The organism is Pseudomonas sp. LRP2-20 (assembly GCF_024349685.1).
In the GTDB taxonomy this organism is placed as follows: Bacteria; Pseudomonadota; Gammaproteobacteria; order Pseudomonadales; family Pseudomonadaceae; genus Aquipseudomonas.
Genome location: NZ_AP025944.1, coordinates 1,838,748 through 1,863,749, shown reverse-complemented (window position 1 = coordinate 1,863,749; position 25,002 = coordinate 1,838,748). Strand labels below are relative to the sequence as shown.

The following is a 25,002-nucleotide window of genomic DNA, read 5'->3' as shown; positions in this document are numbered from 1 at the left end:
GCGCGAAGGCATTAAACAGTGAAGGCGTCTTGCAGCAGCTTTTCCTGCTGTTCGGCGTGCTTCGATGCGTAACCACAGGCTGGAGCGGCAGAAGCGTCGCGACCGGCGTATTCCAGGACCAGTGCCTTGTTGTGGCGGCCCAGGATACGGCGCATGTGGTGCTGGCTGCTGTACCAGGCGCCCTGGTTCATCGGCTCTTCCTGACACCAGACCGCATGCTTGAGGTTGGTGTAAGGCGCGAGGATTTCGACCAGGTCGTCCTCAGGGAACGGATACAGCTGCTCGATACGCACGATGGCGATATCTTCGCGGCCTTCGGCACGGCGTTTTTCCAGCAGGTCGTAGTACACCTTGCCGCCGCACAGGATCAGGCGCTCGACCTTGGCCGGATCGAGGCTGTCGATTTCCGGGATCACGGTCTGGAACGAACCTTCTGCCAGGTCTTCCAGGGTCGAGACGGCCAGCTTGTGGCGCAGCAGCGACTTCGGCGTCAGGACGATCAGCGGCTTGCGCAGCGGACGGATGACCTGGCGACGCAGCAGGTGGTAGATCTGAGCCGGCGTGGTCGGTACGCAGACCTGGATGTTGTGCTCGGCGCACAACTGCAGGTAACGCTCCAGGCGCGCGGAGGAGTGCTCCGGGCCCTGCCCTTCATAACCGTGTGGCAGCAGCATGGTCAGACCGCACAGACGGCCCCACTTGTGCTCGCCGCTGGTGATGAACTGGTCGATCACCACTTGCGCACCGTTGGCAAAGTCACCGAACTGGGCTTCCCAGATCACCAGCGCGTTCGGCGTGGTGGTCGAGTAGCCGTATTCGAAGGCCAGTACCGCTTCTTCCGAGAGGAAGGAGTCGTACAGTTCGAACTGCGGCTGGCCCGGGAACAGGTTCTTCAGCGGTACGTAGGTGCTGGCGTCCTTCTGGTTGTGCAACACCGCGTGGCGGTGCGAGAAGGTGCCACGGCCGATGTCCTGGCCGGTCATGCGGATCGGGTGACCTTCGAACTGCAGGGTGGCGTAGGCCATGGTCTCTGCATAACCCCAGTTGATCGGCAAGCCACCGGCCTGCATCTTCTGGCGGTCTTCGTAGATCTTCGCGACCTGGCGCTGAACCACGAAACCTTCCGGGATCTCCAGCAGCTTGGCCGACAGGTCCTGCAGGGTCTTGAGGTCGAAGCGGGTGTCGTGACGCGCGGTCCAGGCATGGCCCAGGTACGGACGCCAGTCGACGAACAGCTCGCGGTTCGGCTCCTTGACCAGGCTCTTCACCACGTGCAGGCCGTTGTCCAGGGCGTTGCGGTACTCGTCGATCTTGGCCTGAGCACGCTCAGCGTCGATACGACCGGCCTGGATCAGCGATTCGGCATACAGTTCACGCGTGGTGCGCTGCTTGCTGATCTGCTGGTACATCAGCGGCTGGGTGCCGTTCGGCTCATCGGCCTCGTTGTGACCGCGGCGGCGGTAGCAGACCAGGTCGATGACCACGTCACGCTTGAACTGCATGCGGTAATCGATGGCCAGCTGGGTCACGAACAGCACGGCTTCCGGATCGTCACCGTTGACGTGCAGGATCGGCGCCTGAATCATCTTGGCGACGTCGGTGGCGTACTCGGTGGAGCGAGCGTCCAGCGGGTTGCTGATGGTGAAACCGACCTGGTTGTTGATCACGATGTGCACGGTACCGCCGGTCTTGAAACCGCGGGTCTGCGACATCTGGAAGGTTTCCATGACCACGCCCTGGCCGGCGAACGCGGCGTCGCCGTGGATCGAGATCGGCAGCACCTTGTCACCCACGGTATCGTTGCGACGGTCCTGACGGGCGCGCACCGAACCTTCCACCACTGGCGAGACGATTTCCAGGTGGGACGGGTTGAACGCCATGGCCAGGTGAACTTCGCCACCGGGGGTCATCACGTTGGAGGAGAAGCCCTGGTGATACTTGACGTCACCGGAGCCCAGCTCGTTCATCTTCTTGCCTTCGAACTCGTCGAACAGCTCGCGCGGGTTCTTGCCGAAGGTGTTGACCAGCACGTTCAGACGGCCACGGTGGGCCATGCCGATCACGACTTCCTTGGTGCCATAGGAGCCGGAGCGCTGAATCATTTCGTCCAGCATCGGGATCAGGCTTTCGCCACCCTCGAGGCCGAAACGCTTGGTGCCTGGGTACTTGGTGCCCAGGTATTTCTCGAGGCCTTCACCGGCGGTCACGCGCTCGAGCAGGTGCGCCTGCACGTCGGCCGAGAATTCCGGACGGCCGCGCACGCTTTCCAGGCGCTGCTGGAACCAGCTGCGCTGCTCGGAATCGACGATGTGGGTGAACTCGGCGCCAATGGTGCGACAATATGTCTTCTGGAGTGCCTCGAAGATCTCGCGTAGGCTCGCCTCCTCTTTGCCGATGAACAGGTCGCCGGCACGGAAGGTCGTATCAAGATCGGCATTGGTCAAGCCGTAGTGATTGATCGACAGGTCTACAGGCGCAGGTCGCTGCCACAACCCCAACGGGTCGAGCTTGGCAGCCTGATGGCCGCGCATACGATAGGCCTGGATCAGTCGCAGAACTTCAACCTGCTTCTTCTCGTGTTCTGTGCTCACGCTCCCGGCGGAAACCGGTTGGGCGCGGCGCTGGTTCTTTGCCAGCAGTACGAAATGGTCGCGGATCGTCGAGTGCGATACATCGGTAGCGGTGCTGCCGTCGGCTGGCAACTTCTGGAAGTAAGTGCGCCACTCTTCTGGCACAGCGTTAGGGTCGTGCAGGTAGAGCTCGTAGAGCTCTTCCACATATGCAGCGTTACCACCTGAAAGGTGGGCGCTATCCCACATGCGCTGCATCACGCTTTCTTGCATGCTTGGTCACCCTCGGTTAGGGGACTGATCGGCAAGTGCCACAGCAAACCTGGAAAAGTCCGAATGAAGCGACTGAACCACGCCACTTGGATCCTGCTGATTTTCCGGGTACCAGCCCGGAAAGCCCCTGCTGGTCTCATATCTTCATAGGTATCGAGCGCGGGCTTTGTGGGCCCTTGCTCAGGTTTTACCTCAGTGCGGGCTCAGCGCCCGCACCTCGGCTTACTGCAGTTACAACGCTTTGAATCAGGTGCCGCTTTGCAGCAGCATGTTACGTACGTGACCGATTGCCTTGGTCGGGTTCAGACCCTTCGGGCAAACGTTGACGCAGTTCATGATCCCGCGGCAGCGGAACACACTGAACGGGTCATCCAGGGACGCCAGGCGCTCCTGGGTCTTGGTGTCACGGCTGTCGGCCAGGAAGCGGTAGGCCTGCAGCAGAGCGGCCGGGCCCAGGAACTTGTCTGGGTTCCACCAGAACGACGGGCAGGAGGTCGAGCAGCAAGCGCACAGGATGCACTCGTACAGACCGTCCAGCTTGTCGCGGTCTTCCGGCGACTGCAGACGCTCGATGGCCGGAGCCGGCGTGTCGTTCTGCAGGAATGGCTTCACCTTCTCGTACTGCTTGTAGAAGATGCTCATGTCGACCACCAGGTCACGAATGACCGGCAGGCCTGGCAGCGGACGCAGAACCAGCTTGTTGCCCTTGACCACGCCCGACAGCGGGGTGATGCAGGCCAGGCCGTTCTTGCCGTTCATGTTCATGCCATCAGAACCGCAAACGCCTTCACGGCAGGAGCGACGGTACGAGAAACCCTCGTCCTTCTCCTTGATCAGCGCCAGCACGTCCAGCACCATCAGGTCCTTGCCGCCGGTATCGACGTCGAACGACTCCATCTTGGGCGCCGAGTCGGTGTCCGGGTTGTAACGATAAACTTCGACTTTCAACATAGCAGCCACCCTTAGTAAGTCCGGACTTTTGGTTCGAAGGCTGGAACAGTCTTCGGCGCAAAGTTGACGCCACGCTTGGCGACGCGCTTCTCACCCGGGTAGTACAGGGTGTGGCACAGCCAGTTTTCGTCGTCACGGTCTTCGAAGTCTTCACGGGCATGCGCACCGCGGGACTCTTTACGGGCTTCGGCCGCAATGGCGGTAGCTTCGGCGACTTCCAGCAGGTTCTGCAGCTCCAGCGCTTCGATACGCGCGGTGTTGAAGGCCTGGGACTTGTCGTTGATCTTGACGTTGGCGATGCGCTCACGCAGGCCGGCCAGCTGCTCGATACCCTTCAGCATGTATTCGCCAGTACGGAATACACCGAAGTAGTTCTGCATGCAGCTTTGCAGCTCGCGCTTGAGGCTGGCAACGTCTTCACCAGTGGTGCGCTCGTTGAGCTTGTTCAGGCGGCTCAGGGCAACATCGATGTCGGTGTCGCTGGCGTCGAGGTGCTCGATGCCATCGCTCAGTGCCTTCTCCAGGTGCAGGCCGGCAGCACGGCCGAACACCACCAGGTCGAGCAGCGAGTTGCCGCCCAGGCGGTTGGCACCGTGAACCGATACGCACGCCACTTCACCTACGGCGAACAGGCCAGGGATGATGTGATCCTTGCCTTCTTCGTCCATGGTGATGGCCTGGCCATGAATGTTGGTGGCAACGCCGCCCATCATGTAGTGGCAGGTTGGAACGACCGGGACCGGCGCAACGACTGGGTCGACGTGGGCGAAGGTCTTGGACAGTTCGCAGATGCCTGGCAGGCGGCTGTGCAGCACTTCCTCGCCCAGGTGGTCCAGCTTCAGCAGTACGTGGTCCTTGTTCGGGCCCACGCCGTTGCCGGCGATGATTTCCTTGACCATGGAACGGGCAACCACGTCGCGGCCGGCCAGGTCCTTCGCGTTCGGCGCATAACGCTCCATGAAGCGCTCGCCGTGGGCGTTGATCAGGTAGCCACCCTCACCGCGGCAGCCTTCGGTGACCAGTACACCGGCGCCGGCGATGCCGGTCGGGTGGAACTGCCACATTTCGATGTCCTGCACCGGCACGCCTGCACGCAGGGCCATGCCGATACCGTCGCCGGTGTTGATCAGGGCGTTGGTGGTGGAGGCGTAGATACGACCGGCACCGCCAGTGGCCAGAACGGTGGCCTTGGACTTGATGTACATGGTTTCGCCGGTTTCGATGCAGATCGCGATCACACCGACGAAAGCGCCTTCCTTGTTTTTCACCAGGTCAACGGCATAGTACTCGTTGAGGAAGGTGGTGCCTGCCTTCAGGTTGCCCTGGTACAGGGTGTGCAGCAGTGCATGACCGGTACGGTCGGAAGCAGCGCAGGTACGGGCGGCCTGGCCACCTTTACCGAAGTCCTTGGACTGGCCACCGAACGGACGCTGATAGATACGGCCGGTTTCGGTACGCGAGAACGGCAGACCCATGTGGTCCAGCTCGAAGACCGCAGCCGGGCCTTCCTGACACATGTATTCGATAGCGTCCTGGTCACCGATGTAGTCGGAACCCTTGACGGTATCGTACATGTGCCAGCGCCAGTCGTCGTTCGGGTCGGCCGAAGCGATGGCGCAGGTGATGCCGCCCTGGGCGGACACGGTGTGCGAACGGGTCGGGAAGACCTTGGTGACTACGGCAGTCTTGTGACCGCCCTGGGCCAGCTGCAGCGCTGCGCGCATGCCGGCGCCGCCGCCACCGATGATGATGGCGTCGAAGGAAATGGTTGGAATGCTAGCCATGGATCAGATACCCCAGAGAATCTGCACACCCCAGACGAAGTAAGCGAACATCGCAACGCCGCATACCGCCTGGAACAGGAAACGAATCGCAGTCGCCGACTTGCCGAACGACATCGGCGTCAGGTAGTCGGTGGCGATGGTCCACATGCCGACCCAGGCGTGAGCGCCCAGGGCAACGAGGGCCAGCAGACTGAAGATCCGCATCGCGTTGTTGGAGAACAGACCATGCCACTGGGTGTAGTCGATGCCTGGGTGGCAGACCACGTAGCCGATCAGGAAAATGAAGTAAGCCGCGAGAACGACCGCCGATACGCGCTGCGCCATCCAGTCATAGAGGCCCGAACGCGACAGGTTCGTGACATTGGTTACCATACCCAAACTCCCACCAGAACGATCAGCACCACGGAGATGACGATCACGATTTTCGAGCCCAGCTTGCCGCCTTCCAGCGTCTCACCGATGCCCATGTCCATGATCAGGTGGCGTACACCTGCCACGAGGTGATAAAGCAGGGCGGACAGCAGGCCCCAGGTCACAAACTTGGCCAGCGGGCTGGTCAGACACGCCTTCACCTCACCGAAGCCTTCCTCGGAACCCAGCGACTTGCCCAGTGCATAAAGCATGATGGCAAGGCCGAGGAACAGGATGACGCCGGAGATACGGTGAAGAATGGACGTGTACGCAGTGACAGGAAGCTTGATGGTCCTTAGGTCTAGGTTTACAGGTCGTTGGCTTTTCACGGCTTTTTTCACACTGAAGAGCCCCTAGCGAATCAGGGCAAAGTTGTTGGTAAGTGTACTGGTCAGGTACCCACCACCCAGGGAACGGCGACCCCCAGCAGTTCGGGCTTGCAAGCCCCTGGGAGTCGGGTGCCGAGTATAGACAGTTAGGCTGCTTATGACAACGTGACGGGGTAGCCCAAATAGCGGATTGCCTTTAGTGAGCAAAAGGCGTAAATGGGCGAGAAATTCTAGAAAAATCAGGCTTCAGAGGCGCTTTCAACCAGCCTTTAGGCAAATTGACATTCGAATTTACTTCTCTATAGTGGTGCGGGCCCTGCGTGGGGGGCTGTCTGATGATTTCAAGCATTAATAGGAGGCCACATGGCTGACAAAAAAGCGCAGTTGGTCATCGAGGGCGCTGCCCCCGTCGAGCTGCCCATTTTAACCGGCACCGTTGGTCCTGATGTAATCGACGTCCGCGGGTTGGGGGCCACTGGTCACTTCACCTTCGACCCTGGTTTCATGGCGACCGCCTCGTGCGAGTCGAAGATCACCTACATCGACGGCGACAAGGGCGTGCTGCTGCACCGCGGCTACCCGATCGAACAGCTCGCCGAGAAATCGGACTACCTGGAAACCTGCTACCTGCTGCTCAACGGCGAACTGCCGAATGCCGAGCAGAAGGCCCAGTTCGTCAGCACCGTGAAAAACCACACCATGGTTCACGAGCAGCTGAAGTCGTTCTTCAACGGTTTCCGCCGCGACGCTCACCCGATGGCGGTGATGTGCGGCGTGGTTGGCGCACTCTCGGCGTTCTACCACGACTCCCTGGACATCAATAACCCGCAACACCGCGAAATCTCCGCGGTGCGCCTGGTCGCCAAGATGCCGACCCTGGCCGCGATGGTTTACAAGTACTCCATGGGCCAGCCGATGATGTATCCGCGCAACGACCTGTCGTACGCGGAAAACTTCCTGCACATGATGTTCAACACCCCGTGCGAGATCAAACCGATCAGCCCGGTGCTGGCCAAGGCAATGGACCGGATCTTCATCCTCCACGCCGACCACGAGCAGAACGCCTCCACCTCCACCGTGCGCCTGGCAGGCTCCTCGGGTGCCAACCCGTTCGCCTGTATCGCTGCCGGTATCGCCGCACTGTGGGGCCCGGCCCACGGCGGTGCGAACGAAGCCGTCCTGACCATGCTCGATGAAATTGGCGATGTCTCGAACATCGACAAGTACATCGCCAAGGCCAAGGACAAGAACGATCCGTTCAAACTCATGGGCTTCGGTCACCGCGTCTACAAGAACCGCGACCCGCGCGCCACCGTGATGAAGAAGACCTGCGACGAAGTCCTGGGCGAGCTGGGCATCAAGAACGATCCTCAGCTGGAACTGGCCATGCGCCTGGAAGAAATCGCCCTGACCGATCCGTACTTCATCGAGCGCTCGCTGTACCCGAACGTCGACTTCTACTCGGGCATCATCCTGAAAGCGATCGGCATTCCGACCAGCATGTTCACCGTGATCTTCGCCCTGGCACGTACTGTCGGCTGGATCTCGCACTGGAAAGAAATGCTCTCCAGCCCGTACAAGATCGGCCGCCCTCGCCAGCTGTACACCGGCGAGCTGCAGCGCGACATCGTCGAGCTGAAGGACCGCAAGTAAGCGCTGCGCGCCGAATGCAAAAAGGCTGCCCTCGGGCAGCCTTTTTTATTGCCGCTGAGCCGAACTCAGTTCTTCTCGGCCCGCTCACGCAACCCCTTGAGGGTATTGAACGGCGCCTCGACCACGAACTTGTTGGCCACCATGGCTGGCACGCTACCACCTGGCTCCGTGTGCACCTGGTAGGTCACCTCGGTGCTATCACCCTTGGGCACCAGCTTCCAGAAGCCCTGCACCTTTGCCACCCGCACAAAGCCCTTTTCTTCCGGAATGTAGGTCGGCTCTTCGACCAGATTGCGGGTCAAGCTGCCGTCAGCGCCCTTGACGGTAGTGACATGCAACACGGAATCACGCGGCGTCACCGGCCACGGCGTATTGAACTGGGTGTAGGTCCAGCTCTGTTCACCTTCGTGCTTGAGCAGCTTCTGCGATTTGCACTCGTGAATCCAGGCACAGGCTCCCACCACATCTTCCTGCAGCGCCTGGACCTTGGCCAGCGGCGCCTTGATAAGGGTCACGCCTTGGTAGGCCTTGTACTTGGAGCCCGGCACCTCACTGAGCGAGACCTTGATCCCCTCCTCGTCCTTGGCCACCTGCCAGTTCTCGGCCCAGGCAGCCGGCGCCAGCAGAACACCCATGCCACACAGCAGTGCAATACGCTTGAACGATCTCATCATGTTTATCCTTGTTGTCGAAGATCCAGCCTTTCACGCCGCCGTTATCTGCTCCCACCAGCCAAGAATCCTGATGGCCTCGTCGCGGTCATTGCCACACACCTCGATATCCGCCTTGAAACCGCCACACACCGCCGGCCTTTCGGGCTTGCCGAACAGGTCGCAGAGATTCTCCGCAGTCAGGTGCAGGCAGCGCTCGCCCGCCGGCTTGCCCTGAGGCATGCGCGGCATCGCCGAGCTGATGGACGGGGCGATGCAGCAGGCACCACAACCCTCACGACACTTCATGGCTAAATCAGGACTCCCTGGAACAAAACGGGACGAACGTCCCTGGATAGTAACCGCTCAAACATACGTTTGAAATTGCTGGCCCGATGAAATCTGCCGTGACCCGGCAGTCAGTTGGAGCTGCTCAGTTGCGGAACTGGAAATCGATTGCCGCACCTTCAACATCGTGGCGGCTTTCGTTACGCAGCTGCAGCTGCATCTCGTTGCTGATCAGGCGACCATTGAGCTGGAACGGGCTGTCGCTGGTTTCCGGCTTTTCCGTGAACATCGCGGGTAGCAAAGGTTTGCGACGGGTCGATGAATCGCCGACCTCAGGCTCGAGATTCTTGACCATGTCGCTTGGCAGACTCAGGTCCAGCTTGGCTTTGGGCAATGGTTGCGTGACCGCCTTGCTGACCGGCCTGGGTTTGGCTTTGGTCTTGCTGGCGGCCGGCTTGGACTTTGCTGCCGGTTTTGCTGGCGCCTTGCTTACAGCCTTGTCATGCCCCGCCTGCACTTGGGTGACAGCAGGCTGGGCAGCCTGAACCACACCATAAGGCAGGCAGAACGGGGCAATACAGATCATCAGGGCAGCACTTCGCAACAAATTCATGGACATCGACGGACAGGCGGGATTGGAAAAGTGCGTATGCTCTCTGTTCCGCCCGCTGCTGGCAAGCCTACAAAAGCGAGGGCTGCGATTCTCGGCACAATTGCTGGGCCAACAGCCCGAGCGTGATGACTGCCCGTTCGGCCTCCTTGTTCCAGGGAATGCCGCAGTTGAGCCGGATGCAGTGGTTGAACTGCTCGGTGTTACTGAAGATCAGCCCGGGCGCGATACTGATACCCTGCTCCAGCGCGCGCACATGCAGCTCCTGGGTATTGACCCGCCCTGGCAGGCTGACCCAGAGAATGAAGCCGCCGGTTGGCCGGGTCATCTGGGTACCCTCCGGGAAGTGCTGCTGCACCGCCAGCTGGTAGGCACTGAGGTTCTTGCGATACTCCTGGCGAATATAGCGCAGGTGCCGGTCGTAACCACCGTTCTCCAGGTACGCCGCCACGCCCATCTGCGTGACGCTGCACGCCGAGTGGGTGGTGAAGGTCTGCAGACGCTGGATTTCATCCTGGTAACGCCCCGCGACCATCCAGCCAACCCGCACCCCAGGCGAGAGCGTCTTGGAGAAGCTCGAACAGTAGATGACCCGGTCCAGCCGATCGAAGGCCTTGAGCGCCTTGGTCTTGCCCTGCTCGAACATCAACTCGCCATAGATGTCGTCTTCGACGATCTGGATATCGAAGTCCGATGCCAGGCGCAGCAACTGTTTCTGCCGCTCTTCCGGCACGGTGCCGCCCAGCGGGTTGCTCAGGCGGGTGGTCAGCACCAATGCCTTGATCGACCACTGATTCGCGGCCAGTTGCAGGGCCTCGAGGCTGATGCCAGTGGATGGATCGCTGGGGATCTCGATCACCTTCAACCCCAGCAGGTCGGCCAACTGCAGCAGCCCATAATAGGTCGGCGACTCGGCCGCGATCAGGTCACCCGGGCGTGTCAGCACCCGCAGCGACATCTGCAAGGCATCGACACAGCCATGGGTGACGATTACCTCACGCGGGTCGACCAGCACGCCGGCATCGCGCATGCGGATCGCAATCTGCCGGCGCAGCGGCTCGAAACCGGGGCTGAACATGTAGCTGAAGGCGCGCGGGCTGTGAAAGCGGGTGACCTTGGCGATCTGCTGGTGCAGCGCACGCACGGGCAGGTAGTCGACATGCGGCACGGCGGCACCGAACGGGAACACGCCATCGCGACGCGCCTCGGTCAACACCTGCTGGATGATGCTGGCACGGGTCACCAGGCCAGGGCGCTCGACCCGCGCGATATCCGGCGTCTGCGCAGTCAGGGCAGGCGTCTGGTGCACGTAGTAGCCCGATTGCGGCCGGGCACGGATCAGGCCCTGATCCTCGAGATTGGCGTAGGCCTGCAACACCGTGGCATGGCTGACGTTGAGCTGGGCGCTCATCTTGCGCACGGACGGTACGCGTTCGCCTGGCTGGTAGACACCGCGACGGATGTCATCGGCCAGTTGCTGGGCGATACGCTGGTACAACAGCAGGTTGGTCATGGCGGTATCTCGACGCGCAGGCGGCTTGTAATTCTTGTACGACTCACTGACGGTAGAGCATACCGTAACAGTTGCAAAGTGTACTGGGACAGATGGCAAGGTAGTCAACAATACAGTTGTGTGACATCTGTCTAAACAATCAAGCCTGCGCTGCCCGCGAACGGGCCGCAAAGCGGCCCCGTACGGCAATTCTCAGCGAGGCGCCGCGAGCTTGCCTTTGTCGTCCGAGAAGACGATTTCCACCCGCCGGTTCTGCGCCCTGCCCCGCTCCGAAGCATTGGCCTCGATCGGATACTGATCGCCGTAACCTTCAACCTGCAGGCGCTTCTCATCGATCCCAAGATCGACCAGCATGTCGGCCACTGACTGGGCACGATCGCGTGACAGCTTGAGGTTGTCCTCAGGCGTACCGGTGCTGTCGGTATAGCCTTCGATCCGCACCACGCGACGCGGATTGAGCTGGAGGAACTGCACCAGCTTGAGCACGGTGCGGCTGGCCGAGTTCTTCAGGTCGGCACTGCCGGTATCGAACAACACGTCACTCAGGGTCATCACCAGGCCTCGGTCAGCCTGCTCCGAGGCCAACGCGGCAATCTGGTTCTCCACCCATTTACCCTGCTGCTGCACGCTGGCCAACTTGGCCTCTCGCAGGGCCAACTGCAGACGCTGGCGTTCGAGGTCGAGCTTGGCCCGACGCTCCTCGTTCAGCGCCAGCTTGGCGTGCTCGCCGGCAATCTCGCTGTAGCGCTGGCTCAGGTAGGCATAATGGCGCACGTCGCTGCCCGTGCCGATGTAGCTGGACAGGCGCTCGGCGCGGGACAGCGACTCACCGGCACGGATCACATCACGCGGAGCACTGCGCAGCACATCGGCATCGTCCTTGACCTTCTGGAAGGCCACGGTCGCGTCATCCAGCGCCGCCGAACTGCGCTGGCTGGCGCAACCCTGCAAGCCGGCCGTCAGCACCAGCAATGCCAGCGCGGTTTTCCCATTGAGGCGCATCATGGCTGCACCTCCAGTTGCTTGCGCAGGCGCTTGACCCGCGACTGCAGCAGTTGAAGCTGCTCTTCGCTCTTCTGGTTCAGCACCTGCGCCTCGGCCAGGCGCGCGTCCAGCTCGGCCTGTTCGGCGCGCATGCGCGCGTCACGGTAGTCCTCGGTCAGCATGTTGGTCTTGGCCCGGGCGAACTTGTCTTCGGCCAGCTTCAATGCCTCGACCTGGTCGGTGGCACCGACTGCCTTGGCCTGCTCCAGCGCCTGCTCGGAAATTCGCATCTGCTCATTGGGCGCCGGGTCGTTGGCGCAGCCAGCCAGGCCGAGCATGGCCACGGCTAGAATCAGGGATTGGGTTCTCACGCACTCTTCCTAATGTTTTGGGGCGCCCGCCTGCACTTGCATCTGCGCTTTCCAGCGCTCGACATTACGTTGCAGCACGGCTTCGGACGCACCGGAGACCGGCAATTCTGTCAGCTTTTTCGCCAATTGCCCACGCAACCACGCGTCATTGCAGGCCGAATTGTGCGACACGGCCAGGTACAAGCCAGGGCGGTCCACCGGCAAGCCGCGAGCGATGAGGTTATTGCTCATGCCCAGGCTCTGGGTCATGGCCATGCCCGAGTAGCGCCCGGCCAATACATAATCGACCTGGCCCAGCACCAGTTTCTGGAAGGCCTGGGTGAGGTTCTGCGCTGGCACCAGCTTGAGCTGCGTCTTGGCAAAGGCAGTGAACGCCGGGGTCAGGCGCGCGCGTTCGGACAAGCCACCCTGATACTTGGCCAGGTCGGCCGGGCCGTCATACTCCAGCGTGGCGTCATGGCGGGTCCAGACCAGGTACTCATTGAGCTGCAAGGGCGGATGAATGTAATCCAGCGCGGTCAGCTGCTCCACTTGCATGGGGGTATCGAGCAGCAGGTCCATGCGCCCGCTACGCACCTCTTCCAGCGCCTGATCGCGCCGACCGGCACTGAGCACCTCGACTTTGACCCCCAACTCGCCAAGCACCTGGCGCAGCAGGTCGACATTGGCGCCAATCAGGTGTTTCGGGTCGTTCGGGTCCTGCCAGGAGTACGGGGGTGCATCCGGACTGCCAGTTGCCACCAGTCGTTCGCACTTGCCTGCCGCCATCACCACCGGCGACAGCAGCGCCACCATGCATGCCAGCACCCTGCCCGCTTCGCGCAACACCATCCCTTACTCCTTGCCCGGCAACAAAAAAGCCCGGCCCTCAGTACGAGGGCCGGGCTTCTTTATAAGTGAAGCCGGCGGATCAGACCAGCTTTTCCAGCTCTGGAACAGCTTCGAACAGGTCGGCAACCAGGCCGTAATCAGCCACCTGGAAGATCGGCGCTTCTTCATCCTTGTTGATCGCGACGATCACCTTGGAATCCTTCATGCCGGCCAGGTGCTGGATCGCGCCGGAGATACCGACGGCGATGTACAGCTGTGGCGCAACGATCTTGCCGGTCTGGCCGACCTGCATGTCGTTCGGTACGAAGCCGGCGTCGACCGCGGCGCGCGAGGCACCGACGGCAGCGCCGAGCTTGTCGGCCAGGCTGTACAGGTGCTTGAAGTTGTCACCGTTACCCATGCCACGGCCGCCGGAAACGACGATCTTGGCAGCGGTCAGCTCTGGGCGGTCGGACTTGGCCAGTTCTTCGCCAACAAAGGCCGAGATGCCGGCGTTATGCGCAGCCGCTACTGCTTCCACGGCAGCCGAGCCACCTTCGGCAGCCACGGCGTCGAAACCGGTGGTACGCACGGTGATGACCTTGATGGCTGCGCTCGATTGCACGGTGGCAATGGCGTTACCTGCGTAGATCGGGCGCTTGAAGGTGTCGGCCGATTCGACCGAGATGATCTCGGAGATCTGGTCGACGTCCAGCAGCGCGGCAACGCGCGGCAGAATGTTCTTGCCGTTGGTGGTGGCTGGGGCCAGCACGTGGCTGTAGCCCTTGGCCAGTTCGACGATCAGCGGCGCGACGTTTTCCGGCAGCACGTGGGCGTAGGCGGCGTTATCGGCAACCAGCACCTTGGCCACGCCAGCGATCTTGGCGGCGGATTCGGCGACGCCACCGACGTTCTGGCCAGCGACCAGCACGTGCACATCACCACCGATCTTGGCGGCAGCGGCGACAGTGTTCAGGGTGGCCGGGGCTACGGCACCGTTTTCGTATTCAGCGACAACCAGGATAGTCATTTAGATTACCTTCGCTTCGTTCTTCAGCTTCTCGACCAGTTCGGCCACCGATTTGACCTTGATGCCAGCGCTGCGGGCAGCCGGGGCTTCAACCTTCAGGGTCTTGTTGGTGGAGGCGAGGGAAACGCCCAGCGCGTCTGGAGTAACGGTCTCCAGCGGCTTCTTCTTGGCCTTCATGATGTTCGGCAGCGACGCGTAGCGTGGCTCGTTCAGGCGCAGGTCAGTGGTGACGATGGCTGGCAGGTTCAGTGCAACGGTCTGCAGGCCGCCGTCGATTTCACGGGTGACGTTCAGCTTGTCGCCAGCCACTTCAACCTTGGAGGCGAAGGTGCCCTGGGCGTAGCCGGTCAGCGCAGCCAGCATCTGGCCGGTCTGGTTGTTGTCACTGTCGATGGCCTGCTTGCCGAGGATCACCAGCTGTGGCTGCTCCTTGTCGACAACGGCCTTCAGCGCCTTGGCCACGGCCAGGGAGTTCAGCTCGTCAGCGGCTTCGACCAGGATGGCGCGATCGGCACCCAGGGCCAGGGCAGTACGCAGCTGCTCCTGGGCAGTGGTCGGGCCGACGGAGACGACAACGATCTCGGTCGCGACGCCCTTTTCCTTCAGGCGTACGGCTTCTTCCACGGCGATTTCGCAGAAGGGGTTCATGGACATCTTGACGTTAGCAAGGTCGACGCCGGAGTTGTCCGCCTTGACGCGAACCTTGACGTTGTAGTCGACCACTCGTTTGACAGCTACAAGAACCTTCATGGATTCCTCGTTACTCTCCGGTGAATAGATAGTCGCCTGGGGCAGAGCCCGGCGATGCGCGTGGGTACAAGGGCACCTCTAAAAACGTACCGGAAGGGGCAAAGTTCATGGTGACCGAACAGTCTTGTCGCGACTGTTGCGGCAAATACCCACGGGTCATTTTCTGTCGTGGCGTGTAAACTCCACTACAAACCGGTTTTCATACCGACAACCCTGCTCCACACCTGGTCTTTAGAGGTGTACCTGCGCCCGGCTGCAAGCCTACGGCGAACGTAAAACCGCTCGTATCTTGACCGTAACACCCAATCCGGTCAATACGGCAAATCGGTCACCTTCCAGCCGCGTTCCTGTGATTTTACTGGGCTCCGGCAAATTCAAACAAACGTTTGTATTGGACCCGCCAAGTGGTGTAGATATAATGCGCGCCAAGACAAAACGGTGTAGTCCGTCCATTGCGTAGCTACAGTTTCGCGCCAGTGAAGCGCCGCTGCACGCAAGCACCCATAAGACAAAGCAACAGCACGAGCCTTGATGAGTAGGAGAGAACCTGTGGAACGCGAATACATGGAATTCGACGTGGTCATCGTCGGTGCAGGCCCCGCGGGCCTGTCCGCCGCCTGCCGACTGAAGCAGAAGGCCGCCGAAGCCGGTAGCGAGATCAGCGTCTGCGTGGTGGAAAAAGGCTCCGAAGTGGGTGCTCATATTCTTTCCGGTGCGGTGTTCGAACCCCGCGCCCTGAACGAGCTGTTCCCCGACTGGAAAGCGCTCGGCGCACCGCTGAACACCGAAGTGAAGCGCGACGATATCTACGTGCTCAAGGACGCCGGCAGCTCGACCAAGGTCCCGGACCTGTTCGTGCCCAAGACCATGCACAACCAGGGTAACTACATCATCTCGCTGGGCAACCTGTGCCGCTGGCTGGCCCAGCAGGCCGAAAACCTGGGCGTGGAAATCTACCCTGGCTTCGCCGCCCAGGAAGCGCTGTTCGATGAAAACGGCGTGGTCCGCGGCATCATCACCGGCGACCTGGGTGTCGACCGCGAAGGCAACCCGAAGGACGGCCTGTACACCCCGGGCATGGAACTGCGCGCCAAGTACACCCTGTTCGCCGAAGGCTGCCGCGGCCACATCGGCAAGCAGCTGATCAAGCGCTTCGACCTCGACAACGAGTCCGACGTCCAGCACTACGGCATCGGCCTCAAGGAAATCTGGGAAATCGACCCGGCCAAGCACGAGCAAGGCCTGGTGGTGCACACCGCTGGCTGGCCGCTGGACGTGATGGCCAAGGACAACACCGGCGGCTCGTTCCTCTATCACCTGGAAAACAACCAGGTGGTGGTCGGCCTGATCGTCGACCTCTCCTACGCCAACCCGTACCTGTCGCCGTTCGACGAGTTCCAGCGCCTCAAGCACCACCCGGTGATGAGCCAGTACCTCGAAGGTGGCAAGCGCATCAGCTACGGTGCCCGCGCCATCTGCAAAGGCGGCTTCAACTCGCTGCCGAAGATGGTCTTCAACGGCGGCGCGCTGATCGGCTGCGACCTCGGCACCCTGAACTTCGCCAAGATCAAAGGCAGCCACACGGCGATGAAGTCCGGCATGCTCGCTGCCGAAGCCGTCGCCGATGCACTGATCGCCGGCAGCGAGGGCGGTGACCAGCTCAACGGCTATGTCAGTGCCTTCAAGGCCAGCTGGCTCTATGAAGAACTGTTCGCCAGCCGCAACTTCGGCCCGGCCATGCACAAGTTCGGCCCGCTGCTTGGCGCGGCCTTCAACTATGTCGACCAGAACTGGTTCGGCGGCAAGCTGCCATTCACCCTGCACGACACCAAGCCTGACTACGCCTGTCTCAAGCTCGCCGCCGAGTCGAAGAAGATCGACTACCCGAAACCGGACGGCAAGCTCAGCTTCGACAAGCTCAGCTCGGTATTCCTCTCCAGCACCAACCACGAAGAGGAACAACCCTGCCACCTGAAGCTGACCGACCCGAACGTGCCGATTGCCAGCAACCTGCCGCTGTACGACGAGCCGGCCCAGCGCTACTGCCCGGCAGGCGTGTATGAAGTGGTCAGCCAGGAAGACGGCAGCAAGCGCTTCCAGATCAACGCGCAGAACTGCGTGCACTGCAAGACCTGCGACATCAAGGACCCGGCCCAGAACATCACCTGGGTCACCCCTGAAGGCGCTGGCGGGCCGAACTACCCGAACATGTAAGCCGCTGCCCTTGCAGCAACAAAAAGCCCCCGGTTCGTGAGAGCCGGGGGCTTTTCTGTATCGGCGGCAGCTACTTGTCAGCACACATGACCGGCATCGGCTCGCCGGCAAACGCCAACGGCTCACGACGCCCGAAGTACAACGCGGTCAGCAGCCCCACGGTACCCATGATCAGGCAAAAGCCGACACACACCCACGGGCTCCAGGGCATCAGCGCAATCAGCGCCAGCGGCGTGGTGCTGGCCCACAGTGCGTAGGCCACGTTGTACGTGAAGGAAATCCCCGAAACGCGGATCTCGGCCGGGAACAGTCCAACCATCACCGACGGCACCACTCCAACCACGCCACAAGCCAACCCTGCCAGCGCATAGGCCAGCCAGGTCATGCCCCACTGCCCCACCAGGCTGGCGTACAACGCACCGATACCCAGGGGCAGCAGCAGGCTGTAGATCATCAGTGCGCGCCAGGCACCCAGGCGGTCGACCAGCAACCCGGCCAGCACGCAGCCGATATTGAGAAAGACGATGCCCACGCTGCTCAGGGCAAAGGTATGCCCCGCCGTCATGCCAAAGCGCTGCTGCATCACCGTCGGGGTAATCACCACCAGCACCACCACCGCGGAAGTCAGCACGCAGGTCAGTAGCGCCGCCGGGATCAACGCCGAACGGTGCTCGCCCAGCACCCGTCGCAGCGGAAACCGCACCGGCTGCTCCTGACGCTCGCGCAAGGCCAGAAACACCGGCGTCTCGCTGAGCCAGCGGCGCAGCCACACACCAATCACGCCAAACACCCCACCCAGCAGGAACGGGTAGCGCCAGGCGTAATCGAGAATCTCCTGCGCCGTGTACACATGCGCCAGCAGCGTCGCCGTCAGTGCCCCCAGCAAGTAGCCGAAGGTCAGCCCCGCCTGCAGGAAGCCCAAGGCATAGCCACGACGCCCGCTTGGCGCGTGCTCGGCGACGAAGGTCCAGGCGCTCGGCACCTCGCCGCCCACGGCGGCGCCCTGCAGGATGCGCAGCGCCAGCAGGATCAACGGTGCCGCATAGCCAATGTCGGCATAGGTCGGCATCACCCCGATCAGCAGGCACGGCAAGGCCATCATCAGGATGCTCAGGCTGAACACCCGCTTGCGCCCGAGGTGGTCGGCAAAATGGGCCATCAGGATGCCACCCAGCGGTCGCGCCAGGTAGCCGGTGACGAATATGCCGAAGCTCTGCAGCAGGCGCAGCCACTCGGGCATTTGCGGTGGGAAGAACAGCTGGCTGAGGGTCAGGGCAAAGAACACGAAGATGATGAAATCGTAGATTTCCAACGCGCCGCCCAATGCCGCCAGGCCCAGGGTCCGGTGGTCGGCGCGGCTGAACCGGGGCGGGCGAGCGGTATCGATGGCAGTCATGGCAGGGGTCCGCAGATCGGCAAAGGGCAAGAGGATAGCAAATGCCCGCCGCCTTGCCCCAGCAACGCCACTAACGGCTGAAGACGGTGTGGCCGAAGTTCCTTGGCTTGCGCGCATGCACCGCGCCACCCGCCAGCCCGGAAGGCAGGGCAATCTTGCCGACCAGCACAGGGCTGTCGATGATCGCCATGAAAGATTGCAGCGCGTCGTTGTCCGGCACCTGTGGCAGGCTCACACTGACGGCCTGGCGCTCGGTCTGCGGCACGACAGGCACTTTCAGGTGTTGCGAATGGTAAAGCAGGGCGTGCTGGATCTGCGTACTGACCCGGCAGAACCGTGCCAGGTCGACACCGGCATGGCTGGCCAGCTCGATGTTGCCCAACAGCAGGTTGAACGGTTGCATGGCGCACTGCACCAGGCGCTGCAACTCGTCAAAGGACTCGACCGGGGCAATCCGGTAATAGCCAAGGCCATTGAGCAGTTTTTCCAGCTGCAGGCGCTGGTGCGGGTGCTCATCGGCAATCAGGATGCGCAGGGTCTTGTTTGTCATTGTCGGACCTGGGCCGTCAGGTGAATGAGGGACAGTTCCCTGACCAAACTGCGCCAGCAACAGGCAACCACCAGGGCTGCGCCTGGAGGGGTCAATTTAGATAGTTGTCGGGAAACCGGGAGAAATCAAGTGGCCATCACACAGAATTTTCACCCGCCCTTCACCCTGGATTCAGGACTCCCACTGCCGCATGCGCACACGGCAATGCTTCATGGCGTTGACGATGTGCTTTTCCACCAGGCTGCGGGAAATACCCAGGCGTTCTGCAATCTGCTGGTGTGACAGACCATCGAGTTTGCGCAACAAAAAGCAGTCCCGGCACACCTTGCTCAGTTCATCCAGGGCCTTTTGCATCATGGCCAGGCGCTGGTCGAGTTGCATGTCGTGCTGCAGTTCTGCGCTGAGAAAGCGCCCATCGGCATCCAGCGCATCCAGCGACTCGGCCTGGCGCACCTGGTGGCGCCGGTGCCGGTCGATCACCAGGTTGAGCGCGGTACGGTAGAGAAACGCTCGCGGATGCTCGATCAGCCCGCCTTCGGTACGCTCCAGCACCCGCAGATAGGCATCGTGGGCAACGTCCTCCGCCGCCTGGCGATTGCCCAGGCGCGCACTAAGGAAGCTCACCAGTTCGCGATAGTAATGTTCCACAACAGCACCTGAAATCGTCCTTGCAACCCACGTGCGGGCCTGAGTGACACCGGGCTGTGATAGTACAAATTATAACTATTCTCAGCAACAGACCTGCCACCCACGCGATCAGGCTAAATCCGCCTGGCCAGCCTTCGTTTATCTGGGACTTCGGTGCGCACCACGATTGGCAGCGCGTGACCACTACCCAGGCTGGAAGTCCGCATGAGCCGTTTATCCTCCCCCCGCCGCCGGCTCACCTTCGCCGGCGTGGGCCTGCTGAGCCTGGGCTGCCTGCTGGCCTGGCAAACCCTGCCCTTCGGCGCGCAACCGCTCGGTACCGTCACGGTCACGCGGGCAGACATCGAAAGCAGCGTGACAGCCCTGGGCACCTTGCAACCCCGGCGTTACGTGGATGTGGGCGCCCAGGCCTCGGGGCAGATCCGTACCTTGCACGTGGAAGCGGGCGACCGGGTGCGCAAGGGCCAACTGCTGGTCGAGATCGACCCCTCCACCCAGCAGGCGCGGCTGGATGCCGGGCGCTTCTCGATCGACAACCTCAAGGCCCAGCTCGCCGAGCAGCGTGCGCAGTTCGAGCTGGCCAGCCAGCAACTCAAGCGCCAACGTGATCTTGCCGCTGCCGGCGCCACCCGGGATGAAGACGTACAGGCCGCTGCCGCCCAGCTCAAGGTCACCCAGGCGCGTATCGACATGTTCCAGGCCCAGATCCGTCAGGCCCAGGCCAGCCTGCGCAGCGACGAGGCGGAATTGGGCTACACGCGCATCTATGCGCCGATGGACGGCACGGTGGTGGCCGTCGACGCCCGCGAAGGCCAGACCCTCAACGCCCAGCAACGCACCCCGCTGATCCTGCGCATCGCCAAGCTGTCGCCGATGACCGTGTGGGCCCAGGTGTCCGAAGCCGACATCGGCAAGGTCAAGCCGGGCATGACGGCCTACTTCACCACGCTGGCCGGCGGCAAGCGCCGCTGGAGCAGCACCGTGCGGCAGATTCTGCCGATCCCGCCCAAGCCGCTCGAGCAGGCCAGCCAGGGTGGCGGCAGCCCTGCCAGCGCCGGCAGCACCGGTAATCAGGTGGTGCAGTACACCGTGCTGCTGGATGTCGACAACCCGGATGGTGCCCTGATGGCCGACATGACCACCCAGGTGTTCTTCGTCGCCGGCCAGGCCAGCCAGGTGCTGACCGTGCCCCTTGCCGCACTGGACGACAACGGCGGCCAATACATGGCACGGGTGCTCGACCCGCACGGTAAGGTGGTGCAGCGCCAAGTGCGCACGGGCCTGAGCGACCGCCTGCGCGTCCAGGTGCTGGACGGGCTCAGCGAAGGCGAACAGCTGCTGATGGGCGCCCCCAGCGCCAGTGGGGGCTGAATGAGCGCGCCGCTGATCGAGCTGGTCGATATCCGCAAATCCTACGGCGGCCAGGACAGCCCCCGGGTCGATGTATTGCGCGGCATCAGCCTGAGCATCCACCCTGGGGAATTCGTCGCCATCGTCGGGGCCTCCGGCTCGGGCAAATCGACCTTGATGAACATACTCGGCTGCCTGGACCGCCCGACTTCAGGCAGCTACCGCTTCGCCGGCAAGAACGTCGCCACCCTGGGTAACGATGAATTGGCCTGGTTGCGCCGCGAGGCCTTTGGCTTCGTGTTCCAGGGCTACCATCTGATCCCTTCCGGCTCGGCCCAGGAAAACGTCGAAATGCCGGCCATCTATGCCGGCACGCCCGCCGGCGAACGGCATGCCCGCGCCGCCGCCCTGCTCGCCCGCCTGGGCCTGGCCAGCCGCAGCGCGAACCGCCCGCACCAGCTCTCGGGTGGCCAGCAGCAACGGGTGTCGATCGCCCGGGCGCTGATGAACGGCGGCCATATCATCCTCGCCGACGAACCCACGGGTGCCCTCGACAGCCACAGCGGCACCGAAGTCATGGCGCTGCTCGACGAACTGGCCAGCCAGGGCCATGTGATCATCCTGATCACCCACGACCACAAGGTGGCGGCGCGGGCACAGCGGGTAATCGAAGTCCGCGATGGCCAGGTGATCAGCGATACCGCAACCGGGCAAGCGCCTGCTGCTGCAGCTCAAGGCCTGCAGGCCGACGACCTGCGCCAGCGCCTGGACTGCGGCGCGACCCTGCGCGGGGCCTGGAAAGGCGAACTGCTCGAAGCCCTGCAAGCCGCCTGGCGGGTGATGTGGGTGAACCGCTTTCGCACCGCCCTGACCCTGCTCGGCATCATCATCGGGGTCGCCTCGGTGGTGGTCATGCTGGCCGTCGGCGAAGGCAGCAAACGCCAGGTGATGGCGCAGATGGCCGCATTCGGTTCGAACATCCTCTACCTCAACGGCAAGCCCGCCACGCTGGGCCAACCTGCCGGCAGCATTACCCTCGATGACGTGGCCGCCATCGGCCAACTGCCGCAGGTCAGGCAGATCATGCCGGTGCTGGGCGAAAAGCTGATGGTGCGCCACGGCAACAACAGCCAGCGCTTCTATGTGGGCGGCAACAACAACCAGTTCCCGCTGATCTTCAACTGGCCGGCCGTCGAAGGGGCGTTCTTCACCGACGCCGACGAAGCCAGTGGCGCGGCGGTGGCAGTGATCGGCCAGAAAGTCCGGGAGAAGATGCTCGACCCTGAGCGCGACCCGCTCGGCCAGTACATCCTGATTGGCAATGTGCCCTTCCAGGTCATTGGCGTACTTGCCGGCAAAGGCGCGAGCTCCGGCGACCAGGATGCCGACGGGCGCATCGTCGTGCCCTACTCGGCAGCGGCGATCCGCCTGTTCGGCCAGCGCGACCCCGACTACATCACCGTCGCGGCCGTCGACGCCGCGCGGGTCGATGAAACCGAAGCCGCCGTCGAGCACCTGCTGCGCCAGCGCCACCAGGGCCGTGACGATTTCGAACTGACCAACTCGGCCGCACTGATCCAGGCCGAGGCACGCACCCAGAACAGCCTGTCGCTGATGCTCGGGGCAATTGCCGCGATCTCGCTGCTGGTCGGCGGCATCGGGGTGATGAACATCATGCTCATGACCGTGCGCGAGCGCACCCGCGAAATCGGCATCCGCATGGCCACCGGTGCACGTCAGCACGACATCCTGCGCCAGTTCCTCAGCGAAGCAGTGATGCTGTCGATGGTCGGCGGCATGGCCGGCATCGGCCTGGCCCTGCTGATCGGCGGCGCATTGATGCTGGGCAAGGTGGCCGTGGCCTTCACCCTGCCCGCCATGCTCGGTGCGTTCTCCTGCGCCGTTCTCACCGGCATCGTGTTCGGCTTCATGCCGGCCCGCAAAGCCGCCCGACTCGACCCGGTCAAAGCCCTCACCAGCGAATAGCCCATGACCCTGCCAAGCCGCATCAGCCTGTTGTCCCTGTGCCTGGGCCTCGCCGCCTGCAGCCTGCCACCGGCGCCACCCAGCGGCATCGCCGCCCCCTCAGCCTGGCAAGGCGCAACCGCCCAGGCCTCTGCCAGCCTGCCATCGGCCCAGTGGTGGCGCGCCTTCGACAGTGCCGAGCTGGACCGCCTGGTCGCACGCGCCCGGCACAACGCCCACGACCTTGCCGCCGCCACGGCGCGCGTGCGCCAGGCCCAGGCCCGGGCAGTGATCGCCGGGGCGCCGCTGCTGCCGGAGCTCAGGTTCGAGCTCGACGGCAGCCGCCAGCGCCTGTTACATGGCGAGGGCTATGACCAACTCGATGTCAGCAAGTACGAGCCGACCAGCACCTCGTTCGGCATGCAACTGGTCGCCAGCTACGAGATCGACTTCTGGGGTGGCCTGCGCGCTGCACGCTCAAGCGCCCTGCACAGCCTCGACGCCAGCCGCTTCGACCGCCAGACGGTGGAACTGACACTGGTCAGCAGCGTGGCCAACGGTTACCTGCAGGGCCTGGCCCTGGAAGAACAACTGCGCATTGCCCGCCTCAACCTGCGTAACGCCCGTGATGTCCTGGCGCTGGTCGAGACACGCCAGCGCGCCGGCTCTGCGACACGCCTGGAACTGGCCCAGCAGCGCAGCCTGGTGGCCGCCCAGGCGCGGCAAGTGCCGCTGCTCGAGCAGCAGTGGCAGGACAACCGCGTGACCCTAGCCACCCTGCTGGGCGACCCGGTCCAGGCCTTGCCCTCCATGCGCGAAGCGCTACAAGCCGTGAACTGGCCGCACATTGGCAGCGGCGTACCCAGCGAACTGCTGACCCGCCGCCCGGACATCGCCGCCGCCGAAGCACGCCTGGCTGCCGCCAACGCCAATGTTCAGGTGGCCAGGGCCGCCCTGCTGCCAAAAGTGACCTTGGGCGCCAACCTCGGCACCGGCGCACGCACCCTCGCCGAGGTCTTCGACAGCACTTATTACACCCTGACCGCCGGCCTGGTCGCACCGATCTTCAACAATGGCCGGCTGCGAGCGGCACAGCAGTTGGCCGAAGCCGAGCAGGACGAGCTGCTGGAAAGCTATCGCAGCAGCATCCTGGCGGGCTTCGCCGATGTCGAGAAGGCCCTCAATGCGATCCGTGGCGTCGAACAGCAGCGCCAGTGGCAGGACCAGGAAGTCGAACAGGCGCGCCTGGCCTTCGACCTGGCCCAGCGGCGCTACGCGGCCGGGGCCGAAACCCTGCTGAGCGTGCTGCAAACCCAGCGCACGCTCTATCTCGCCCAGGACCAGCAGGCTCAGTTGCGCCTGGCGCGCCTGCAGGGCAGCGTGGCGTTGTACAAGGCGTTGGGCGGTGGCTGGCAGCTAGCGAACGCGGACAACGGCTGATGGTGGCGCCGAACCTGTCCTACGCCGGTGATCCCGGCGGCTATGAGTGGAAGCCGCCACAAGGTACGCGCCATGCCCTGCTGATCGGCGACGAAACGGCACTGCCCGCCATCGCCGGCATTCTCGAAGCGCTGGCAGAGCAGCAGCCCGAACTGGCCGTGGAAGCCTTCATCGAAGTCCCGCAGGAGGCTGATTGCTTGCCCCTGCGCCACAGCGCCAATACTCGCCTGCACTGGCTGCCCCGCGAGCTGCTGCGCTGCGACCATGGCCACGCCATGCAGCATGCCGTGCGCGAACTGGCGAGCCTGCCGTTGGAAAGCGCGTTCTATGCCTGGGTGGCCGGGGAATCGGCGACGGTGCTGGATATTCGCCGGCACCTGCCCAAGCAGCGCGGGCTGCAGCGCGAGCGCCTGATGACAATGGGCTATTGGCGCCAGGGTGAAACCTGCGACTGAGCAGGAC

General features: G+C 62.8%; 23 protein-coding genes. 6 read left to right on the top strand and 17 right to left on the bottom strand.

The genetic code is table 11. The features are described 5' to 3' along the window. Window positions 1–11: 11 nt before the first annotated feature. From OCX61_RS08110 to sdhC, 5 genes are all read right to left on the bottom strand, one after another. Window positions 12–2,843 (bottom strand): 2-oxoglutarate dehydrogenase E1 component, encoded by a 2,832-nt coding sequence (locus tag OCX61_RS08110; RefSeq protein ID WP_261943328.1) that lies wholly within the window; start codon window positions 2,841–2,843, stop codon window positions 12–14. Between the two features lie 246 nt (window positions 2,844–3,089). Continuing rightward, window positions 3,090–3,794 (bottom strand): succinate dehydrogenase iron-sulfur subunit, encoded by a 705-nt coding sequence (locus OCX61_RS08105; protein ID WP_012315348.1) that lies wholly within the window; start codon window positions 3,792–3,794, stop codon window positions 3,090–3,092. Window positions 3,795–3,805: 11 nt separating this feature from the next. Further along, window positions 3,806–5,578 (bottom strand): succinate dehydrogenase flavoprotein subunit, encoded by a 1,773-nt coding sequence (gene sdhA / locus OCX61_RS08100; protein WP_261943327.1) that lies wholly within the window; start codon window positions 5,576–5,578, stop codon window positions 3,806–3,808. A 3-nt stretch (window positions 5,579–5,581) separates the two neighbouring features. After that, window positions 5,582–5,950, bottom strand: coding sequence for a succinate dehydrogenase, hydrophobic membrane anchor protein (sdhD, locus tag OCX61_RS08095; RefSeq protein WP_027921320.1), 369 nt, complete (start codon window positions 5,948–5,950; stop codon window positions 5,582–5,584). After that, window positions 5,944–6,330: a succinate dehydrogenase, cytochrome b556 subunit gene (gene sdhC / locus OCX61_RS08090; RefSeq protein WP_012315350.1), complete on the bottom strand. Its 387-nt coding sequence runs from the start codon at window positions 6,328–6,330 to the stop codon at window positions 5,944–5,946. The genes sdhD and sdhC overlap by 7 nt, the downstream gene beginning before the upstream one ends. 351 nt (window positions 6,331–6,681) lie before the next feature. On the opposite strand from sdhC, the gene gltA reads away from it, so the two are divergent. Beyond that, window positions 6,682–7,971 (top strand): citrate synthase, encoded by a 1,290-nt coding sequence (gene gltA, locus OCX61_RS08085; RefSeq protein ID WP_054899921.1) that lies wholly within the window; start codon window positions 6,682–6,684, stop codon window positions 7,969–7,971. A 65-nt stretch (window positions 7,972–8,036) separates the two neighbouring features. Here the strand turns inward: gltA and OCX61_RS08080 are convergent, their stop codons facing one another. The 9 genes from OCX61_RS08080 to OCX61_RS08040 form a co-directional block, all read right to left on the bottom strand. After that, the gene (locus OCX61_RS08080) at window positions 8,037–8,642 is read right to left on the bottom strand and encodes an START domain-containing protein (RefSeq protein ID WP_261943326.1); all 606 of its coding nucleotides are present in this window, start codon (window positions 8,640–8,642) and stop codon (window positions 8,037–8,039) included. A gap of 33 nt (window positions 8,643–8,675) precedes the next feature. Next, the gene (locus tag OCX61_RS08075) at window positions 8,676–8,930 is read right to left on the bottom strand and encodes a YkgJ family cysteine cluster protein (RefSeq protein WP_159411396.1); all 255 of its coding nucleotides are present in this window, start codon (window positions 8,928–8,930) and stop codon (window positions 8,676–8,678) included. Between the two features lie 124 nt (window positions 8,931–9,054). After that, entirely contained in the window at window positions 9,055–9,522 is a 468-nt protein-coding gene (locus tag OCX61_RS08070) for a hypothetical protein (protein ID WP_261943325.1), read from the bottom strand. Window positions 9,523–9,589: 67 nt separating this feature from the next. After that, on the bottom strand, window positions 9,590–11,032 hold the full coding sequence (locus OCX61_RS08065; RefSeq protein ID WP_027921315.1) for an aminotransferase-like domain-containing protein: 1,443 nt from the start codon (window positions 11,030–11,032) through the stop codon (window positions 9,590–9,592). Window positions 11,033–11,224: 192 nt separating this feature from the next. Then, a complete protein-coding gene (locus OCX61_RS08060) occupies window positions 11,225–12,034 on the bottom strand; it encodes an OmpA family protein (protein ID WP_510177793.1) in 810 nt (269 codons plus the stop codon). After that, window positions 12,034–12,387, bottom strand: a complete 354-nt coding sequence (locus tag OCX61_RS08055; RefSeq protein ID WP_261943323.1) for a DUF4398 domain-containing protein — start codon at window positions 12,385–12,387, stop codon at window positions 12,034–12,036. The genes OCX61_RS08060 and OCX61_RS08055 overlap by 1 nt, the downstream gene beginning before the upstream one ends. Window positions 12,388–12,396: 9 nt before the next feature. Further along, window positions 12,397–13,218, bottom strand: coding sequence for a substrate-binding periplasmic protein (locus tag OCX61_RS08050; protein WP_261943322.1), 822 nt, complete (start codon window positions 13,216–13,218; stop codon window positions 12,397–12,399). A 79-nt stretch (window positions 13,219–13,297) separates the two neighbouring features. Further along, on the bottom strand, window positions 13,298–14,227 hold the full coding sequence (locus OCX61_RS08045) for an electron transfer flavoprotein subunit alpha/FixB family protein (protein WP_261943321.1): 930 nt from the start codon (window positions 14,225–14,227) through the stop codon (window positions 13,298–13,300). After that, window positions 14,228–14,977: an electron transfer flavoprotein subunit beta/FixA family protein gene (locus tag OCX61_RS08040; protein ID WP_051099306.1), complete on the bottom strand. Its 750-nt coding sequence runs from the start codon at window positions 14,975–14,977 to the stop codon at window positions 14,228–14,230. It abuts the gene before it with no gap. A 549-nt stretch (window positions 14,978–15,526) separates the two neighbouring features. On the opposite strand from OCX61_RS08040, the gene OCX61_RS08035 reads away from it, so the two are divergent. Then, on the top strand, window positions 15,527–17,191 hold the full coding sequence (locus tag OCX61_RS08035) for an electron transfer flavoprotein-ubiquinone oxidoreductase (RefSeq protein ID WP_410011095.1): 1,665 nt from the start codon (window positions 15,527–15,529) through the stop codon (window positions 17,189–17,191). A gap of 70 nt (window positions 17,192–17,261) precedes the next feature. Here OCX61_RS08035 and OCX61_RS08030 read toward each other — a convergent pair whose 3' ends face one another. The 3 genes from OCX61_RS08030 to OCX61_RS08020 all read right to left on the bottom strand — a co-directional run bounded on the left by OCX61_RS08030 (window position 17,262) and on the right by OCX61_RS08020 (window position 19,785). Beyond that, window positions 17,262–18,587, bottom strand: a complete 1,326-nt coding sequence (locus OCX61_RS08030) for an MFS transporter (RefSeq protein ID WP_261943319.1) — start codon at window positions 18,585–18,587, stop codon at window positions 17,262–17,264. A gap of 70 nt (window positions 18,588–18,657) precedes the next feature. Next, on the bottom strand, window positions 18,658–19,137 hold the full coding sequence (locus OCX61_RS08025; RefSeq protein WP_261943318.1) for a histidine kinase: 480 nt from the start codon (window positions 19,135–19,137) through the stop codon (window positions 18,658–18,660). Between the two features lie 171 nt (window positions 19,138–19,308). Then, window positions 19,309–19,785, bottom strand: coding sequence for a sigma-70 family RNA polymerase sigma factor (locus tag OCX61_RS08020; protein ID WP_261943317.1), 477 nt, complete (start codon window positions 19,783–19,785; stop codon window positions 19,309–19,311). Between the two features lie 204 nt (window positions 19,786–19,989). Between OCX61_RS08020 and OCX61_RS08015 the strand changes: the two genes are divergently transcribed. The 4 genes from OCX61_RS08015 to OCX61_RS08000 are packed head-to-tail and all read left to right on the top strand — an operon-like array spanning window position 19,990 to window position 24,995. Continuing rightward, complete coding sequence (locus tag OCX61_RS08015) at window positions 19,990–21,156, top strand: efflux RND transporter periplasmic adaptor subunit (protein ID WP_261943316.1); 1,167 nt, start codon at window positions 19,990–19,992, stop codon at window positions 21,154–21,156. Continuing rightward, window positions 21,157–23,121 (top strand): MacB family efflux pump subunit, encoded by a 1,965-nt coding sequence (locus tag OCX61_RS08010; RefSeq protein ID WP_261943315.1) that lies wholly within the window; start codon window positions 21,157–21,159, stop codon window positions 23,119–23,121. It begins immediately after the preceding gene. 3 nt (window positions 23,122–23,124) lie between these two features. Continuing rightward, window positions 23,125–24,540, top strand: coding sequence for an efflux transporter outer membrane subunit (locus OCX61_RS08005; RefSeq protein WP_261943314.1), 1,416 nt, complete (start codon window positions 23,125–23,127; stop codon window positions 24,538–24,540). Further along, on the top strand, window positions 24,540–24,995 hold the full coding sequence (locus OCX61_RS08000; RefSeq protein ID WP_409261583.1) for a siderophore-interacting protein: 456 nt from the start codon (window positions 24,540–24,542) through the stop codon (window positions 24,993–24,995). The genes OCX61_RS08005 and OCX61_RS08000 overlap by 1 nt, the downstream gene beginning before the upstream one ends. Window positions 24,996–25,002: the final 7 nt, after the last annotated feature.

Bases quoted from the DNA above. Each gene is read 5' to 3' on its own strand.
- OCX61_RS08110 (WP_261943328.1), bottom strand. From the start codon at position 2,843: ATGCAAGAAAGCGTGATGCAGCGCATGTGGGATAGCGCCCACCTTTCA.
- OCX61_RS08105 (WP_012315348.1), bottom strand. From the start codon at position 3,794: ATGTTGAAAGTCGAAGTTTATCGTTACAACCCGGACACCGACTCGGCG.
- sdhA (WP_261943327.1), bottom strand. From the start codon at position 5,578: ATGGCTAGCATTCCAACCATTTCCTTCGACGCCATCATCATCGGTGGC.
- sdhD (WP_027921320.1), bottom strand. From the start codon at position 5,950: ATGGTAACCAATGTCACGAACCTGTCGCGTTCGGGCCTCTATGACTGG.
- gltA (WP_054899921.1), top strand. From the start codon at position 6,682: ATGGCTGACAAAAAAGCGCAGTTGGTCATCGAGGGCGCTGCCCCCGTC.
- OCX61_RS08080 (WP_261943326.1), bottom strand. From the start codon at position 8,642: ATGAGATCGTTCAAGCGTATTGCACTGCTGTGTGGCATGGGTGTTCTG.
- OCX61_RS08075 (WP_159411396.1), bottom strand. From the start codon at position 8,930: ATGAAGTGTCGTGAGGGTTGTGGTGCCTGCTGCATCGCCCCGTCCATC.
- OCX61_RS08070 (WP_261943325.1), bottom strand. From the start codon at position 9,522: ATGAATTTGTTGCGAAGTGCTGCCCTGATGATCTGTATTGCCCCGTTC.
- OCX61_RS08065 (WP_027921315.1), bottom strand. From the start codon at position 11,032: ATGACCAACCTGCTGTTGTACCAGCGTATCGCCCAGCAACTGGCCGAT.
- OCX61_RS08060 (WP_510177793.1), bottom strand. From the start codon at position 12,034: ATGCGCCTCAATGGGAAAACCGCGCTGGCATTGCTGGTGCTGACGGCC.
- OCX61_RS08050 (WP_261943322.1), bottom strand. From the start codon at position 13,218: ATGGTGTTGCGCGAAGCGGGCAGGGTGCTGGCATGCATGGTGGCGCTG.
- OCX61_RS08045 (WP_261943321.1), bottom strand. From the start codon at position 14,227: ATGACTATCCTGGTTGTCGCTGAATACGAAAACGGTGCCGTAGCCCCG.
- OCX61_RS08040 (WP_051099306.1), bottom strand. From the start codon at position 14,977: ATGAAGGTTCTTGTAGCTGTCAAACGAGTGGTCGACTACAACGTCAAG.
- OCX61_RS08030 (WP_261943319.1), bottom strand. From the start codon at position 18,587: ATGACTGCCATCGATACCGCTCGCCCGCCCCGGTTCAGCCGCGCCGAC.
- OCX61_RS08025 (WP_261943318.1), bottom strand. From the start codon at position 19,137: ATGACAAACAAGACCCTGCGCATCCTGATTGCCGATGAGCACCCGCAC.
- OCX61_RS08015 (WP_261943316.1), top strand. From the start codon at position 19,990: ATGAGCCGTTTATCCTCCCCCCGCCGCCGGCTCACCTTCGCCGGCGTG.
- OCX61_RS08010 (WP_261943315.1), top strand. From the start codon at position 21,157: ATGAGCGCGCCGCTGATCGAGCTGGTCGATATCCGCAAATCCTACGGC.
- OCX61_RS08005 (WP_261943314.1), top strand. From the start codon at position 23,125: ATGACCCTGCCAAGCCGCATCAGCCTGTTGTCCCTGTGCCTGGGCCTC.
- OCX61_RS08000 (WP_409261583.1), top strand. From the start codon at position 24,540: ATGGTGGCGCCGAACCTGTCCTACGCCGGTGATCCCGGCGGCTATGAG.